Annotated in this window: 17 protein-coding genes; 5 read left to right on the top strand and 12 right to left on the bottom strand. The window is 36.5% G+C overall.

Features of this window, described 5'->3' with window-relative positions; genetic code table 11:
• The first annotated feature begins 29 nt into the window (after positions 1-29).
• A complete protein-coding gene (locus ACERII_RS06675; RefSeq protein WP_373641005.1) occupies positions 30-1007 on the top strand; it encodes an aldo/keto reductase in 978 nt (325 codons plus the stop codon).
• Positions 1008-1129: 122 nt separating this feature from the next.
• Here ACERII_RS06675 and ACERII_RS06670 read toward each other — a convergent pair whose 3' ends face one another.
• Positions 1130-1498 (bottom strand): hypothetical protein, encoded by a 369-nt coding sequence (locus ACERII_RS06670; RefSeq protein WP_373641003.1) that lies wholly within the window; start codon positions 1496-1498, stop codon positions 1130-1132.
• A gap of 139 nt (positions 1499-1637) precedes the next feature.
• Here ACERII_RS06670 and ACERII_RS06665 point away from each other — a divergent pair, with 139 nt between their 5' ends.
• Positions 1638-2135, top strand: a complete 498-nt coding sequence (locus ACERII_RS06665) for a metallophosphoesterase family protein (protein ID WP_373641001.1) — start codon at positions 1638-1640, stop codon at positions 2133-2135.
• A 5-nt stretch (positions 2136-2140) separates the two neighbouring features.
• Here the strand turns inward: ACERII_RS06665 and ACERII_RS06660 are convergent, their stop codons facing one another.
• The 9 genes from ACERII_RS06660 to ACERII_RS06620 all read right to left on the bottom strand — a co-directional run bounded on the left by ACERII_RS06660 (position 2141) and on the right by ACERII_RS06620 (position 12597).
• Positions 2141-2662 (bottom strand): hypothetical protein, encoded by a 522-nt coding sequence (locus ACERII_RS06660; protein ID WP_373641000.1) that lies wholly within the window; start codon positions 2660-2662, stop codon positions 2141-2143.
• A 25-nt stretch (positions 2663-2687) separates the two neighbouring features.
• Complete coding sequence (locus ACERII_RS06655; RefSeq protein ID WP_373640998.1) at positions 2688-3413, bottom strand: hypothetical protein; 726 nt, start codon at positions 3411-3413, stop codon at positions 2688-2690.
• Positions 3414-3826: 413 nt separating this feature from the next.
• Positions 3827-5068: a hypothetical protein gene (locus tag ACERII_RS06650; protein WP_373640997.1), complete on the bottom strand. Its 1242-nt coding sequence runs from the start codon at positions 5066-5068 to the stop codon at positions 3827-3829.
• 470 nt (positions 5069-5538) lie between these two features.
• Positions 5539-6672 (bottom strand): sulfate adenylyltransferase, encoded by a 1134-nt coding sequence (gene sat, locus ACERII_RS06645; RefSeq protein ID WP_373640995.1) that lies wholly within the window; start codon positions 6670-6672, stop codon positions 5539-5541.
• Positions 6673-6731: 59 nt separating this feature from the next.
• Positions 6732-7325, bottom strand: a complete 594-nt coding sequence (cysC, locus tag ACERII_RS06640) for an adenylyl-sulfate kinase (RefSeq protein WP_373640994.1) — start codon at positions 7323-7325, stop codon at positions 6732-6734.
• A gap of 17 nt (positions 7326-7342) precedes the next feature.
• Positions 7343-9112: an SLC13 family permease gene (locus tag ACERII_RS06635; RefSeq protein ID WP_373640992.1), complete on the bottom strand. Its 1770-nt coding sequence runs from the start codon at positions 9110-9112 to the stop codon at positions 7343-7345.
• A 506-nt stretch (positions 9113-9618) separates the two neighbouring features.
• Entirely contained in the window at positions 9619-10368 is a 750-nt protein-coding gene (locus ACERII_RS06630) for a collagen-like protein (RefSeq protein ID WP_373640991.1), read from the bottom strand.
• A 604-nt stretch (positions 10369-10972) separates the two neighbouring features.
• Positions 10973-12031, bottom strand: coding sequence for a hypothetical protein (locus tag ACERII_RS06625; protein WP_373640989.1), 1059 nt, complete (start codon positions 12029-12031; stop codon positions 10973-10975).
• 317 nt (positions 12032-12348) lie between these two features.
• The gene (locus tag ACERII_RS06620; protein WP_373640988.1) at positions 12349-12597 is read right to left on the bottom strand and encodes a hypothetical protein; all 249 of its coding nucleotides are present in this window, start codon (positions 12595-12597) and stop codon (positions 12349-12351) included.
• Between the two features lie 189 nt (positions 12598-12786).
• Here ACERII_RS06620 and ACERII_RS06615 point away from each other — a divergent pair, with 189 nt between their 5' ends.
• Positions 12787-15015 (top strand): alpha/beta hydrolase family protein, encoded by a 2229-nt coding sequence (locus tag ACERII_RS06615; RefSeq protein WP_373640987.1) that lies wholly within the window; start codon positions 12787-12789, stop codon positions 15013-15015.
• Between the two features lie 61 nt (positions 15016-15076).
• Here the strand turns inward: ACERII_RS06615 and ACERII_RS06610 are convergent, their stop codons facing one another.
• Entirely contained in the window at positions 15077-15250 is a 174-nt protein-coding gene (locus tag ACERII_RS06610; RefSeq protein WP_373640986.1) for a YfhD family protein, read from the bottom strand.
• A gap of 181 nt (positions 15251-15431) precedes the next feature.
• On the opposite strand from ACERII_RS06610, the gene ACERII_RS06605 reads away from it, so the two are divergent.
• Together ACERII_RS06605 and ACERII_RS06600 are read left to right on the top strand one after the other, a co-directional pair.
• Positions 15432-15833: a hypothetical protein gene (locus tag ACERII_RS06605; RefSeq protein ID WP_373640985.1), complete on the top strand. Its 402-nt coding sequence runs from the start codon at positions 15432-15434 to the stop codon at positions 15831-15833.
• Between the two features lie 17 nt (positions 15834-15850).
• Positions 15851-16972, top strand: coding sequence for an NAD(P)/FAD-dependent oxidoreductase (locus tag ACERII_RS06600; protein ID WP_373640984.1), 1122 nt, complete (start codon positions 15851-15853; stop codon positions 16970-16972).
• Positions 16973-17008: 36 nt separating this feature from the next.
• On the opposite strand, the gene ACERII_RS06595 is transcribed toward ACERII_RS06600, so the two are convergent.
• Positions 17009-17734, bottom strand: coding sequence for a DsbA family oxidoreductase (locus tag ACERII_RS06595; RefSeq protein WP_373640983.1), 726 nt, complete (start codon positions 17732-17734; stop codon positions 17009-17011).
• Between the last annotated feature and the right edge of the window lie 92 nt (positions 17735-17826).

Genomic DNA, 17826 nt, shown 5'->3' with positions numbered 1-17826 from the left:
TATCATATATAAAAGAAGGAGCAACGACAATGAAAATGATGCCGCTACAAAAACGGGAAATCTCCACAAGTCGCGTAGTTTACGGTTGTATGGGCTTAGGTGGGGGTTGGAATCATGACTCCATAACAAAGGATGATATTATCCAGGCAGAAAAAGCAATGGAGGCTGCGTTATCAACTGGAATTACCATGTTTGATCATGCTGATATTTACAAAATGGGGAAATCCGAAACAGTGTTTGGAAAAGTTCTACGAGAGCGTACTGATTTACGAGAAAAGATCGTGTTGCAGAGCAAATGTGGTATACGTTTTCCAGAGGAAAATGCACCTCAACGGTATGATTTTTCCAAAGAACATATATTACAATCAGTAGATGGAACTCTCGAAAGACTTGGAGTGGAGTACTTAGATGTTCTTTTATTGCATCGTCCAGATCCACTTATGGAGCCAGAAGAGGTTGCAATTGCATTTGATGTGTTATACGAGGCTGGAAAAGTACGTCATTTTGGAGTCTCCAACATGACTGCTGCACAAATGAAACTTATACAAAAGTATAGTTCCCATCCAATCGTAGTGAATCAATTGGAAATGAGTTTGAAACGGATTGATTGGGTTGAACAAGGTGTACTCGTAAATCAAAAGGCAGGAGCGGGTGTGAATTTTGCAGATGGGATCATGGAGTATTGTCGTATGGAAGATATACAAATCCAGGCTTGGGGCCCATTAGCAAAGGGGATGTTTACAGGTGGTTCATTAGTGAATCCTTGTGAAGCTGTATTACATACGAAAGAAGTAGTAGAGAAGATGGCTCGCGAAAAGGAAACCACAGCAGAAGCAATTGTTCTTGGATGGTTAATGCGTCATCCAGCAATGATTCAGCCAGTAATTGGTACTGCCAACCCTGAGCGTATCAAAAATTGTGAAGATGCGGTACGACAATCGGAAATCATGACTCGAGAAGAGTGGTATACGTTGTATGTGGCAGCAAGAGGGGATAAGATACCTTAGGTTGTAGCTACCAGTTCGGGAGTATCAGTAATTTTTAATAGTCTCTATCAATGGATAGTGATCCGGAAAAAAGAATGCCCACGCGCATACCTGGTAGAGCATTCTTTCCTACTCCAAAATAGTTATCTCATTCCTCCCCAATGTGGTGGACGAGGTCTATGCTCCCATTGTGTAGGAACTTGAGAATGCCAATTTCCTTGTGGAAATGATGGGTAGGGAACTGTGTGGCTATATGGTCGCGTTGGAACTGCATATCCAGAATGAGGACCTGTACCCCAAGCTCCAGGTGCTGCACCTCCACCTTGAGTTCCAGTTGTCCCAGTACCGGCTAATCCAGCACTTAGTGCTGCAAGTCCACCTAATAATCCAGCACCACCTGCGCCTGCCCCTGTACCAAGCATTCCTAAGCCTGGCAAAAATCCACCTGGGGTCATCATGGTTCCCAATGCTCCAATAGTTCCTAAAGCTCCTAAACCTGTAGGTCCAAACATATTGCTTCTCTCCTTTAAATGGTATGATTTCCACATAATATAAAGTTTGGCAAATTACATGGTCTTTCATATATTTATGTTATAAATAACTATTAGTATAAGCTTTTGCCCCACACAATAGAAAGGGAGAATTAGTAAAATGAAGATAGTTGTGCTTTCTGATACCCATATCTCAAAACCTGAATTTCATATACCATCCAGATTAATAGAAGAGCTTAAAACGGCAGAAAAAATAATTCATGCAGGAGATTGGCAAACAATAGAGGTTCATGAAAAGTTAAGTACGTATGCACCAGTGGAAGGGGTGTATGGAAACGTGGATGGAGAAGGCATAAAAAAATGTATGCCCGAGAAAAAAAGCATCCAAGTAAACGGTTTTTCCATCGGAATCGTTCACGGTCATGGAGAGAAGAAAACGACAATACATCGAGCAATAGAAGCATTCTCAAAGGAGGATGTAGACTGTATTATTTTCGGACACTCCCACATACCACACCTTCAATACTATAAGAAAACACTTCTATTTAACCCAGGTTCTGCGACACAAAAAAGAAAGTTGCCTTACTTTTCATTCGGGGTTCTAACAATCACAGAAGAAATAAAAGCGGAGCATATTTTTTATTCTACAAAAGAATGAAATTTTTATGAGTTGAACTTTTCTTGAAAATAGTGTAATGATTCCATACTATATACAAGGAGAGTTGGTACATCATCAATTTGATCTTCATTTATTTTGCGATTAAAACGCAAACGAACAGTGTTTATCAACCCCTCAACTCCATAAGTAAAGGAAATGGTTTGTTCGATAAGAGGTCGTCCGTCCCAAAGCTGATTCAAAAAACTCTCAATTTGAAAGCAATCCTTTTCCACATCCTTAATTGATACTAAAAACAAGATCTCGATTTCACAACCTGCTTTTTGTTCATCACCTTCTAGCAATTCTGATGCTAGATCAGCCATCGAAGTTTTTAGAAGAACTTCACAATTAGGATATGGAAGAGAAGCATTATGAATTCGAAATTCCATAGCAAACCTTCGAGACATGTTAGCCAAATCCACAACATCCTTCCGGTTCGTTACACTGATTTTCTTAGCAAAATCAAGATTGTACATTTCTCCTTCGAAAACTACTTTTAAATTATCATAAACTGTTGGATCGAACATCCAATTCAACTCCCATTAAGAAAATCTACCATTGAAAAAAGAATTTCAACGACATCGTAATCGCAGTGTATGAAATTACTCCAATCGCAAATGTGGGGAAATGTGCTTCTTCATCCGGTGGTAATTCATATTTTAGTACATTTAAAATCATAGCTCCAGATATAAATGCGAAAATAAATGATTGAATAAGAGGAGAGAGCTCAACTAACATGCCAAAAACCCAGCCACCTATTATCCCTGAAACAAGAACATATCTTGCAATTTTGTTGTATAAATCAGCATATTCAATCCATAAATCATGGGCCACAGCTACAAAGTGTAGACCAACGGCTAGTCCGTAAAAAACAGCTTGAATTCCTGATACATTATGGGAAATAACCGTATAGGTCACTAACATATTATAAAAACCAAAAAAGATAATTTGTAAATAAAATAAATTCCGAGCTTTCCTTTCCTTACCTTTTCGCTGAGCTTTCCTTACCACCTTCTGAATCCCATAAAATATAAGAACTCCTAATAATCCTACAAAATAAATTTCCGACTCCATTGTGAAGTAATCTCGGTATTCTTTTACTAAAATCTGCTCTTTATGTAATGTTGGTAGCACATATACAAATACATACGATACAGCAAGTCCACCGGAGAAAGAAAACCATTTTACCCGTTTTATTTTGTTATCAGGTATAAGTTCATTCGCAAATAAGTGGATGAGAATAAAAGCAATTCCCATAATAAAAGCATCGAAAGACATATATAATTCTCCTTTAATTTAAATGTCCATTATTATCGTGTCCTAGGACGAAAGAATAAAAACATTATCTAAAAAATCAAATATAATAAAATAGTAATGAATACTTAACATTTTATCACTATAAAAAAATAAAATATGCAAAAATGTAAGAATTGCCCTTTAAACACATTTTCATTATTTATATGCTATTGCATTTGGTGACTTTTGTTCAAATATTACTTTACCATTATTAAAAATTAAGTCTAGTTTGCATTCATGTATTTTATGTATCTCTATTCTTCCTTATGGTAGAAAGGAAGAATAGATTAATAGATTGAAAAATGGAGAAGAGGGAACTGTCAAGTACGGTATATCTGTGTTCCAACCTCGCATATTAAGAGGACTAGCTCGAAAGAATATCGTTCAAATGACAATTAGGCAAGACTAAACAATATTGTTTTGGTACCAACTAAGGTGGAACCACTATCGACAAAATAGAAGTTGGACGCCGTGTCCAATCTAAGTGGCCCAGTCCAGGTTATATTAGCAAATTGACTACTAAAAATGCCTGTAGGAGGTACATCGAATGAAACAGCTGTCACTGTGACATTTCCAAGAATCAACGAATTTGATATATGAGAATATACAGCAATAGTTAAATCACCATCGGTACGACTGTCTACCAAACGCTGTAGTCGTAAACCATTGTGAATCACGCTACCTGACAACCTGCTATTGTAGACATACGTGTTAATTTGTCCCTGATGCCCAGATTGAATGATACTACCTACAACATGGGTGTTTAATAGTTGGAATTCAATGGTTGTGAATGGATCACCAACAGCGACATTTTGAAATGTAATGTTTCCACTTATAGTCGCTCCATTTGTGTAGTTTGTATGGGTACTTACAGATGTTCCGTTATCAAAGGTCCCGATAACAGTGACTGGTCTAGCCACAAAGGCTGGACCTTGATTAAAGTAGATGTTTTCAGCTGCTTGATTAGTCTGGATAGTTACATTCCTTGGCGTTGTGGATGAAAAGTTTGCTCCTTGTGCGTTTCCTAGCACCCAAGGTCCAAGACCCAGAAGCTGTACATGTCTAGCGGGAGGTATGACAATATCTTCGTCAAATGCAGAATTTGCTGCGATAAGAATAATTAATCGGGCTCTCATACCGAAAGTAACTGCAAATGGACTGGTAGTTGCTGCGGTAATAGCAGCTTGTAATGAATTATATGGATCAGAAGGTGTACCATTTCCTGGACCCGTAGCACTTGAGTCTGCCCATATAATGGTTTCTTCTCCCCATTCAAAAGAATCATCCCCGTTCATAAGTTCCGAAGATACAAGACGATGGACCGCTACAGGCTCTCCAGCGGCATTTTTCCCCCATACAGAAATGTCAGTCTCCTCTTCAGCGGGACCACTTGTTGTAAAAAAATACTCAAAAGCATTGAGATTGCCAAAATAAGTTCTCGTAATGACTTGGTTTGGTGCAACTGAGACTTGTTCACTAACATACAAAGTTCTAGAACCGTTTAAAGCAAATCCTTGAATGGTTACAGTAGAAGAATCAACGGCACTATTATTACTAATTTTAATCGTCACCTGTCGAGTAGGTCTAAGACCACTGACAGGATTGTTTTCAATTGGACCGGTTGATAAAATAGCCATTTAATATATCACTCCCTCTGAAATTTAATTAAGAATAAATAAAAGATAAATAATTAACTAGTGATGATTAAAAGAAGAATATGGTAGATGCTTCTTTTCTATTGTATGAGTATTTCTAATTAACGATTGGACAAACATTTGGATTAGCATTTAATTGTTTCTATACCTAACTTCATAATCGAAAGAAAACTTGAGTTGTTGAAATCCGACAAAAATATAATTTATGTACTAAGTAATTTTGAATAAAATGAATGGGGAAAAGCAAATGAGAGATAGGTGGGTATAAATTAGAGAAATAGTCTGTTATCGTAGTGCAACGAGAAAGAATCAATTATATACAGTTTTTAATTTTAGAGTTTGTCCAAAAAGAGGTTAGTCTTCCTATCACTAGCCACCTTTAAGAAAGGAGAATACACGTCCTTGGAATATAGTAAAGGTGGCTTCTAATTATTTTATTTTAATGCTGAGATTTATTCCTTCATCCCACGAATTAATATTTCAATAACTTCAGGTCTACTAAACTCTGAAGGGGGAATTTCTCCTTTTCTTAACATGTCACGAACTTTAGTACCGGATAATATTAATCGATCTTCTTTTTCATGGGGACACGTCTTGGTAGAGGCCATATTACCACATTTTTTACAATAGAAGCTATGTTCAAAAAAAAGTGGGATAATACCAAGTTCATCCTCTGAAAAGCTATCAAAGATTTTCTGAGCATCGTATGTTCCGTAAAAGTCGCCAACTCCTGCATGATCTCTTCCTACGATGAAATGTGTACAGCCATAATTTTTACGAACAATCGCATGAAAAATAGCTTCTTTTGGCCCAGCATATCTCATGGCAGCGGAAAATACGGCTAAAAATACTCGATCCTTGGGATAATAATGTTTTAACAGAACTTGATAACTTTCCATTCGAACATCGGCATGTATGTCATCAGATTTTGTTTCGCCAACAAGAGGGTTTAGAAATAATCCATCAACAATTTCTAAAGCGGATTTTTGAATGTATTCGTGTGCACGGTGTACGGGATTACGAGTTTGAAAGCCAACAACTGTCTTCCAACCTCTTTTGTGAAACTCTTCTCTAGTGTCTGTAGGACTAAGGTAAAATTGTTGATATGTTAGTTTTTTTGGGTGTTTGACCAGTATGATTGAACCGGCAAGGTATACACTAGGTCGTTCGAATAGCTTTTTTACTCCCGGATGAGTGAGGTCGGTTGTTTGATACACATTTTGGGCCTCTTTTTCTTTATCAGGTCTATATTTTTCTTCTAATTCAAGGATTCCATATACAGTTTGATTCTTAGAAAGTTTTATTTTCTCCCCCAACTTCAAAGACTTTGCAACATCTTCATCGACTGGTAAAGTGATAGGAATACTCCATATGAGATTATTTGCTAACCTCATATTCTTCAAAACTGAAAGATAATCTACTTGATTCATAAATCCAGATAAAGGGCTGTAGGCTCCTGTTGCAATTAACTCTAAGTCAGATAATGCAATGTTATCTAACTCAATTTCCTTATTAATGGCTGAATAATCAAAGGTATAATCGACACGATTGATTAATTGACCACCGTGAGGTTCAGTTAAAGACATGGCTCTTGCTCCTTTCTATACGATCTTCATCAGTTTAAAATATCATGTGTTGAATCGAATTATTTTTTTAATCGTTCTTTAAGAAATGATGTGATTTCGTTAACTGACTGTTCACTATTTTGTTTGGTGGTATCAATAATGATTTCAGGATTAACTGGTTCTTCGTAAGGATGTGTCACTCCAGTGAATTCCTTTATTTCTCCTTTACGTGCTTTTTTGTATAACCCTTTAGGATCACGTTTTTCACATTCTTCCAATGAACACTTTACATATATTTCTACAAAATCACCATGCGTGAAGAGATCTCTAGCTGCGGCACGATCTTCTTTAAAAGGAGAAATTGCCGCGACAAGTACAACAATGCCAGCATCAACAAATAGTTTTCCTATTTCAGCAATACGGCGAATATTTTCTTTTCGGTCTTGTGAACTAAACCCAAGATTCTTATTTATGCCATGACGAACGTTATCACCATCAAGTAAATACGTGTGAACCGTTTGATCATGTAAATCCTTTTCTAATAGATTCGCTATTGTTGACTTTCCTGATCCAGAAAGTCCTGTAAACCATAAAATCATACCATTGTGATTCTTTAATTGTTCTCGGTCATGCTTTGTAACGACAGTTTCGTTCCATTTAATATTTTCATTCATGATTTCACTTCCTTTAATTATCCCCAAAAAAGTACAGCTAGGAAAACAGTTATAAACATACATAAAAGACTAAGAGGTAGCCCGACTTTAAAAAAATCTGAAAATTTATATCCTCCTGGTCCATATACTAATAAATTCGTTTGATAACCTATTGGTGTTATAAAGCTGCATGATGCTGCAATCGCAATAATAATGGCAAATAATTCAGGGTTGTGCCCAGATTGTGAGGCTATAGAGATCGCAATAGGAAACATAAGAGCTGCTGCAGCTATATTACTAATTATTTCTGTCATGATTAAGGTTGCGAGGTAGATAAGGAAACAAAGATACATAATATTTACAGGTTTTTCAAAGTTAAATAGATTAGTTAAAAGTATTGGTAAGCCTGCGATTTCCACAGCATTTGCAACTCCTATAGCTGAAGCAATCAGAATCAGCATCCCCCAATCTATTGCCTTTTTAGCTTCTGAAGCTGTAATAGACTTGGAAAGAGTGAGAATGATGATTCCAATTAGTGCAGATTGTAGTATAGGTAATAGTTGCAGGGAAGCTAAAGAAATCACACCTATTATAGTAGGAATAATGATTTTGGCTTTTTCAGGTTGTGAACTTTCGCTTGTTTCGACCGCTGATACTAAATAAAAATGACGAGAATTTGACCAAGACTTTATAAAGTCTTTTCCTGTTAAGAGAAGCAAGGTGTCTCCAGGTTTGATTACAACATTCCCAATTCCCGTTGTAATTTGCCGAGTCTTTTTTCGGATAGCAACAATAACTGAATTGTATTGAGCTCTAAAGTTAGTATCTTTAATTTTTTTATTGACCAAAGGAGAAGAGTGAGAGATAACAACTTCAACTAAATTCCTTTCCAAATGTTTATAAGCAGAATGAAAGTCTTCGTTTGGAGTGTTGAGTTTTAGCCCTTTTATTAAATTTAATTTTAAGATGCTGTCTATATTTCCTGAAAAAATTAGAACATCATTAGTCTGGATCACTTCATAATTGGAAGCAGGGGTGATCGCATGACTATCGCGAATAATTTGAATTAAAAATACATCATGTAATGCTCGAAGGTTTACTTGTTTAACGGTTTTTCCAATCCAAGAAGATTCATTTGTTACCTTTACTTCAATTGTATATTTGTTACTTGTGGACTGATAGCTATCTACCAAGTCCTTGTTATTGGGTAATTGTTTATGACCATAAAAGATCATATATAAAATACTGATAATTAAGAGTGGAATCCCTATTAAGGAAAGTTGAAACATGGAAAATCCCGGATGACCTGTTTGTTGTAATAAACCATGTACAAGTAAGTTTGTGGATGTTCCTATTAATGTAACGGTACCTCCAATAATAGCTGCATATGATAAAGGGATTAATAGTTTGGAAGGGGAAATTCTATGTTGTATTCCCCATTTATGGACAATGGGAGTGAGCATTGCCACGATCGGCGTATTGTTCATAAAAGCAGATAACATTGAAACAGGTACCATTAATTTAAATAAAACAACGGAAATTTTCTTGTTTACACCTAATATTTTGTTAATAAAGTTTGGAACGACTCCACTTTTTTGTGCTGCATAAGCAATAACCATTAATAAGGCAACGGTATGGACCGCGGGATTTGAAAATCCTTCAAAAGCCTTGTTTAAAGGAATTACACCTAAAAGAACGAGAATTGATAATGCAAGAAAAACTGTTATCTCGGGAGCAAGATACTCTTTGATAAGACTTATGAACATAATTATTAAAACAAGGCTAACAATTATTGCTGCAAAAGACATAAGAACACTCCATACATATTATGTTATATAATTAAGTATGAGTTGGTTAATGATTTCGTTCTTTATCCTGTAAAAGATTTTGCCCAAATTAAAACACTCTAGATACCATTTCGTAAAGATGATACTCTTTTTGTTGCTTACCATGTCTACGACTCCTTTTTTGATTACGAGATTTCCATATGTTCATACTATATTGAAAGTAATCGCTACTTGGTTCGTACTTCACAAAACGTACTTGAGTCAAGAATGAGTCTATTTCCACTAGAGATATCCAGAACTGTAAATAGTATTTAAGTTTTTATTGATTGAACAAACTAATACTGGAATTTGTAATTCTAGGAATAGGAGAGAAGCTTAAAGACATATCAATACAACCAAGAAAAACGCTCAGATCTAATTGGAGCGTTCTTCTTGGTTGTATTGATTTATACATTCCTCACTTTTGATGCCTAGTGCTTCAGCAGAGGCAGTTCAAAGTAATGAGGCATTTAGATACTATTCGACGCCTATTGGAGTCTCGTGATCACAAGGTGTGCTGACACAGGCTCTGTTCCTCCAGCGAGGGGAGTAATGGTCAATGCTGTGCTGCTGCTAGCTGGATTTCTTACTGTGAGTATTGAATTAATGACTGACGTTTCGACAAGAGCCATCCCTACTATCTGAGAAGTACCGGTTGCTCGACCGACCACCGTATATGGTAGTTCATTGTCGTTGAGTGTTAAAACCAGTTGACCAGGTTCCGTTACACTTACCTGAAACAAGACCTGATAAGTGCCAACTGTAGCTAAGTTAAATGTATCGGGTCCAGTACGAGTAATCAATCCACTAGAAGGTCCATCTTGTGGGAAGTCTACATCTCCACCTACGGCAACTGTCGCGGCATTATCAGGGGGCATCAATGCAAAGAAGTCCGCAAACTCTAATATTCCACCCGCAGGTCCGATCGGTCCCTGTACTCCTTGAGGTCCAGTGGGGCCTTGTGCTCCTTGAGGCCCAGTGTCACCCATAGGTCCAATGGGGCCTTGTACTCCTTGAGGGCCAGAGTCGCCCATAGGTCCAATGGGACCTTGTACTCCTTGAGGGCCAGAGTCGCCCATAGGTCCAATGGGGCCCTGCACTCCTTGAGGCCCAGTGTCACCCATAGGTCCAGCAGGGCCCTGTGGTCCAGGAGGACAGATGCATTTTTTCTTCTTTCTTAATTTTGCTTTCGGATAAATTGGACAGCAGCCTGTATATTTTTTTCCAGTCTTAAACAAATATAACATCTCCTTATCTTCTATTGTGTCACTAAAAAGCGGGTGATCGCTCTTATCAACTAATTCAATGTACGATTACAGCCTTAAGAAAACTACTATTCATAATAAAATCGAGCATCAAAGTTTTGAAAATTTATATCCTTGCCACTAAAACTCCTTATTTAATAATAAGCAATAAAAAAGAAGATGTAGAAGAACTCTAATGACATATTACTTTTATATGTTTGTAAAAGGATTTAGGTGACGAACATAATAGTAGACGTTCATACAATTTGCACAGGGAATAGGGAGAATTCCGAACCATCAATGAAACGACAAGGTACATATTTCAATTAGTAGTTCGGATTCGCCTTTGGACAAAGAAAGGTTATATGAATATCTTGTATAACCATGTTGAATATGTTCAATAACCTTTCCTTCCGCTTGAATGACTATTATGTCTAGACGTACTACTATTGATATTTCATGTAGCTTTTCATCGGAGCACAAAATACTGATCTTATGAAGAGGGAGTCTTCTTACCCTATATAGATTAAAAAAATATTTTATTTAACTTCTTTTATAGATCGAAAACTACTAACTTTTAATTAGAAACCTCATTATTCTAAGGTCGTATTAGTGCTTCTATCGATATATTATCGATATATACACCTTGTTGATCAGCGTGTTCGCTTCCCTGAATAATTAAAACATGCTGAATTTCACCTGCAAATCTGCCTACACTAGCTTGCCAACCCTGTCCTGCATTATCATAACGGACTCCGTCAATTTCAATATAGTTGTAACGGTTATTTAAGACGTCGAGTTGGTATGAGATGCGATACCATTGCCCAAAAACTAATGGGTCTGAAACAAAGAAAGGTAATGTGAAATCATCAGGTAATAATGCTGCATGTAAAGTTCCACCTGTATCGGTTGTCAATAAAAAACGACCGGCACGTGGGAGTCCAATGTCCACTTCTGCATGATCTCCAGGTGTTAAACTTTCCGTTTGGATAGTTCGAATATTAAAGCTTAACGTTATAGGCGTTGGGAAATCTGTTCCTATATCAGTGCTATTAAACAGTCGGCTTACTTGGTTAATAGTTTGAGAAGGAGGACTAAATGGAGCATAGGGGTTATCAAATCGTAACAGTTGATTTCCGAAAATAGCTGAAGGAGTACTAGGACGTATAGATAGTGCGTCAATGTTTTCCACAAATCCAAAACCGTTTGCATCCCCAGCCCAAGGCGTATTATTGACTCTCACATCACCTAATGGATAAGATTCGAAACCATCGGAGAAAGGCATATCTATCGCTGACTCTAAAGGTGTTTCTAGCAATTCAGAAGGTACCAGACGGTGTGCAGTTACCAATTCTCCATCTGAACGCTTCCCCCAAACAGAAATTTGAGTTTGATCCTCCATACTCTCCTCTATTGTAAAAATAAACTCAAAACCGTTAAAATTTGCAAGATAATCCTCTGTTATCACTTGGTTAGGTGCAACACTAAAAACTTCTTGTACATATAATGTTCTTGATGCATTTAGACTAAAACCCAGAATGGAAACAATTGAAAAATTAGCAGAATTTCGATTATCGATTTTAATAGTGACCTGTTGCGAAGGGCGGACGCCATTTACAAGATTATTTTCTATTGGTCCGGTGGATAAGATAGGCATTCAATTCATCCTTCCTAAAATAGATTATCTAATACTTTATTCAACTTTAATATAGGGGTATAGATGTTGGACTATTTTAATTAAATTTGGTTTTTATTATCACATTTACAATAGGATCAAAATTGTTTCAACTTTTAATTAGCGATTAATAAATTCTTTAAATCTAGAATGTAAAATCAAATTTCTAATTATATACTTAATCAAAAGCTTTCCTGCACAAACTTTCTTCACGCATCATGTAGGGATAACCCGGTGGATTAGTAAACCCCACATTTATAAACGTACTCTAACGTATAAAAAATGCCAAAAGGTAAGAATTAACCTTTTGGCACATTATCACTATTTATAAGTTGTTGCATACGGTTGCTTCTTTCACTTTGTTCTTCTTTAGAAGATAAGTCAAATTTCTTTAATAAGTGAAACACCTCATTTAAATTATGTTGTGTTACGTCACTCATTAAAAATCTTTGTACATCTTTCAGTAAACTTGGAGATAAGTAAGGAGCTTGTTGTTCTAGTTTTGTTTTAACATCATGCATGCTATGATCTAATTTGCATTCACCCATTTTTTCACCTTCTTTTAAAATTATTTCTCACCTAAAGTATACCATATTTATATTTTGCAATTTTTTCTAGTTTGTTTCATTATAATAGTAGACGAACAAAACATGTTATAGTAAAAATGGTAATAGGGGTTTATAAAACAAATATCTAACAAAACCAAAGCTATATAATGAATAAGGGGAGTATTATACATGTCCATTAAATCTAGCTTTCTATATTATGTAAAGTTAGTTTTCCTATGGTTTAAGACTCGTACATTGAGTATACATCAATACGATAGTCGATTTTGGATTATCATCAGTGCCACTTTGTTTGTGGGATCTAGTGTGAGTGTCGTCACTGGGGGTTTAGGTAGTCCTACAGGATTAGGTACTCAATCGGATATAGTGATTTATTTTACTGCAAACATAATGATGTTTACACTAGTAACTGCAACCTTTAGCTTTTTACTTTCCCTAATGTATATACCAGTTCCACGTTTCTTTATGGGAAGTTTTCTTTATACGGGATATGTAACATATTTTGTTCTTAACACAGCAAATCTTGGGTTACAATTTTCTATCATCGTAGCAATTAGTTATACACTGATAGTTTTATTGATTGGATTATTTCTACTGTTTTTGGCTAACAAAAAAATAAGATTACATTTAAAAGCGATAGCCATTTTTGTACCAGCATGTTTATTGGTCTTACAATTGTATTGGCCATTTACAAGTAACCCAGCTACTGTTGTATTTTCAGAATACGGAATAGATGATATTATCCCGTTAGATATTGATAACCCTGCACAACCAGGGTCTTATCCTGTTACTTATTTTACCTACGGAAGTGGTCTCGATTTACACCGTGACGAATTTGGTCAATATGCTGATCTTATTTCCAATTCTGTTGATGCTTCGAATTATATCCGAACATGGAAACGGGAAAGAGAAATATTCTGGGGGTTTGATCAAACAGAGCTGCCCTTAAACGGGCGTGTTTGGATGCCAGAAGGCGAAGGTCCATTTCCTCTGGTTTTAATAGTGCACGGGAATCATACAATGGAATACTTTTCTGATGAAGGATATGAGTATTTAGGGGAACTTCTAGCTAGCAGAGGGTTCATTACCATATCTATCGACCAAAACTATCTAAACTATTCTAATTGGACAGGAAGCGCACAAAGAAATTACGAGATGAGAGCTTGGAACCTGCTTCAACATATTTTACTAATTAAAGAGTTTCATAGAATCGATGATAATCCATTTTTCGGGAAAGTAGATTTAAATCAAATAGCTTTAATGGGCCACTCAAGAGGAGGGCAAGCAGCAGCAATGGCCGCAGACTACAAAGCTTGGTTTGCCGAAGATGAATCGTTGCAAGGATTAGAAGAAGTAAAAATTCAAGCAGTCGTAGGAATAGCACCCACCGATAGAAGCATTGATAATCAGTTCCCGAGTTTGAACGATACGTACTACTTAGTTTTACATGGAGCAGAAGATGGAGATGTTAATAATTTCCGTGGAGAACGTCAATATAATCGCACTAATTTTAAACCTGGATCAGATCGATTTAAGGCATCTTTATATATAGCAGGTGCAAACCATAGCCAGTTTAATACAGATTGGGGTAGATCGGATATGAGTCTACCAGGAGGGTTGTTCCTTAGTCGCAGTAATATATTATCTCCAGAAGAGCAAAGACAAATTGCAAAAGTATATATAGCTGCATTCTTGGAAACCGCACTTTATGGTAACGATGATTATCTTTCACTTTTCCGTGATTACCGTTACGGACAACTTTGGCTTCCATCCACGCAATACTTAAGTAGGTTTGAAAATGGGATGTTCGTTCCAGTCACAGAATTTGATCGAAACCGTAATAAAGATACATTTCCTAATGATATTGTTGTAGAAACAGAAGGCTTTACCACTTGGAAAATATCTGCAGCTGAAGATCGTGGTGGAAATCGTAAAAATACCGATGGAGTCGTACTTGAATGGACAAAATCAGGAAGATATATTATTCATTTATCTGACTCTTTTTGGGAAGAAAATGTTGAAGATATTCCAAATAGCTTAGTAGTTTCCATCGCTAATATGGAGAGAGACATTCTAGATGAGATGGAAGTAGAAGAATTGCCAACAAAGGTAATGGAAGTGGAAGTAGAATTGGTTGATGGAGATACCATCTCTCTAGAAGATGAAGTTCCTATTACACCAAACATTTCTACCCAATATACTATCATTCAATGGTTCGAAGATATATTCCGAGATGGAAAGTATAGTGAATCATCTGAACCGGTTTTTCATACATTTGAAATACCTCTTGAAACTTTAGATGCTGACTTAGATCCAACGAATATTTCAAAAATAACATTTCATTTTAAAAATGGCCCGGGGAAAATCATGCTTGATGATATCGGGTTTATATCATTTTAAAATAATTGATCAGTATCTAGTCAAAGAATGGCAGACTAGATACTGACCTCTTTTTATTAATTTATTTATCTTTTCGTACAACTTTCGTTGGGGAATATCCAATTCGAGATTTTAGTTCATACATTTCGTCCATTTCTTTCGCAACCTCTAAATCCTGATCGCTTTTTGCAATATCCTTTTTTGGAGTTTGAGGATAATGCTTATTTTTATTATTTTCGCCACGATACTCACTCATTCCTTACAACTCCTTTCCACATATATTTTTCGTAAGAGAAGTTGAAGTTATGTGAAAAATATAGTATACAGTTTCATCCAAATTCTCAAATTTACAAACAAAGTGTGCATATATGTTTCTTTTCACAAACAAGCTATGTTAGCTTTATATTATATTATTTATGAAAAATGAGGTGAATTCGTTGAATCGAGCAAGATTTTTAATTCAAATTGCTGCAATTTATGGGGTTATTGGAGCGTTTATGGGTGGGCACATGGCTGGTTCAGGTGGGTATATATTACGAACAATCCATGCTCATATACTTGCCGTTGGTTGGCTATCTCTATTTGCTTTCGCCATCTTTTATGCAGTATTTAAAATTCCAAAAGACTCTAAGCTTGCAAACCTACATGTATGGAGTGCTTTTCTAGGAAGTATTGGATTAACATCTGGTATGTGGATGTATTATTCCCAACCAGCATGGTCTCCTGAAATATTCTCTCTTATTTATTTTATATTAGGTGGAACAATATTAATGGTAAGCTTCCTCGTTTTCTTAATAATTACGTTCAAACACGGGGAATACATTAAAGACAAATCATAAAGAAATGGAAGGATTCCATGAAGAATTATACGGTCGTTGGAGCAGGAATACTGGGAGCCACCGTAGCATATTACCTTGCAAAAGCTGGAGTCAAAGTGACAATCATTGATAGAAAGGATCTCGGTCAAGCTACAGATGCTGCTGCGGGGATAATTTGTCCATGGCTAAGTCAACGAAGAAACAAAGCATGGTACACACTAGCGAAAAATGGAGCTCGTTTTTACCCAACCTTAATTAAACAGTTGGAAGAAGACGGGGAACGTAATACAGGTTATAAACAAGTTGGAGCCATAAGCTTACATACCGATGCGAATAAGCTGGCAAAAATGGAGGGACGAGCACTCAAACGAAGAGAAGATGCGCTTGAAATTGGCAACATCGTCACTTTATCTGCGGAGAAAACGAAAGAAAAATTCCCACTATTAAGTGAAGAATTCGGTTCTGTTTATGTTAGTGGTGGAGCACGAGTGAATGGAAGAGCACTAAGACAGGCACTTATTTCTGCTGCTGTAAAACATGGCGCAACATTTATTCAGGGTGGTGCGTCACTTGTTGTAGACGGGAATGAAGTGGTAGGTGTCAAGGTGGATGGGGAACATATCCCCTCTTATCGTGTTATCATAACCGCAGGCGCATGGGCGAACGAGATTCTTAAACCACTAGGAATATCGTTTTTAGTTAAACCGCAGAAAGCTCAAATAGTACATTTAAAAATAGATGACGTTCAAACAAATGAATGGCCAGTAGTGATGCCACCAAATAATCAGTACTTGCTGTCCATTGGAGATGGAAAAATAGTGATAGGGGCAACACATGAAGATGATATGGGATTTGATAATCGAATCACCATTGGTGGTGTACACGAAATATTAGACAAAGCTTTGAAAGTCGCGCCAGGTTTATGTGATGCAACATTTGTTGAGACTCGCGTTGGCTTCCGACCAGTTACACCTGGGTTTTTACCGGTTTTCGGAAAAATTCCAAACGTAAAAGGACTCTATGCTGCGAATGGGTTAGGAGCGTCTGGTCTAACTGTCGGTCCTTTTTTGGGGTCAGAGGTTGGAAAACTTTTGCTTAATGAGGAAACTTCAATTGATAAATCTGATTATGATATTGCAGGAGCAATTGAGTATTTGTAAGTAAAAAGGAGTGCACACTGCACTCCTTTTTACTTACTACTTATTGTTTGTAGATATTTCACAAGAATCGTCCGTACAAACCCCGTCGTTAGTTGAAGGGGAGAGGTGTTGTAGAGATGGTTTATTCGATTCTTCTTCCCAAACCTTATTCAAAGTGTCAAGAAAAACTTCTACTGATTGTGCACCAGAGATTGCATATTTTTGATTGAATACAAAGAACGGAACTCCTTGTACACCAATGTCTCTTGCTTCCTCTTCATCTCTACGAACATCAGTACCAAATGTCTCCAACTGCAAAAACTGGATTGCTTCTTCTTTATCTATGCCAATCTGTACAGCTAATTCAACTAGAGTAGTGTGGTCACTCAAATTTTTTCCTTCAGTAAAGTATGCCTGAAGCAAACTTTCTGTTATTTCCGCTGCTTTTCCTTTTGATTCAGCAAACTTCGCAAGTCGATGAGCATCAAATGTATTGGAAGGCTTTAATGAATCAAAATTAAATTCCAATCCATCCATTGCAGCTTGTTGGACAATATTATTATTCATCTTTGTGGCTTCTTCAAGAGAAATACCGTATTTTTGTGAGATAAGCTCATGAATAAATAATGATGTTTCTTTACTCGCATTAGGATCAAGCTCAAATGCCTTGAACTCCACCTCAATGTTTTCTTTATTAGGAAACTGGTCAAATGCCTTTTCTAAACGACGTTTCCCTATATAACAAAAAGGACAAGCATAGTCCGACCAAACCTCTATTTTCATTAAAATACCTACTTTCATAAAAAAGAATAATCACATAATATCATAACTATTTTTCAAGTTCGAATAATCTGATTTGAAAAAATCACCTTTGG

The sequence above is a fragment of the Evansella sp. AB-rgal1 genome, assembly GCF_041820985.1.
Lineage (GTDB): Bacteria > Bacillota > Bacilli > Bacillales > Salisediminibacteriaceae > Evansella.
The sequence above is the reverse complement of the archived record's forward strand: the minus strand, read 5'-3'. Positions and strand labels throughout refer to the sequence as shown.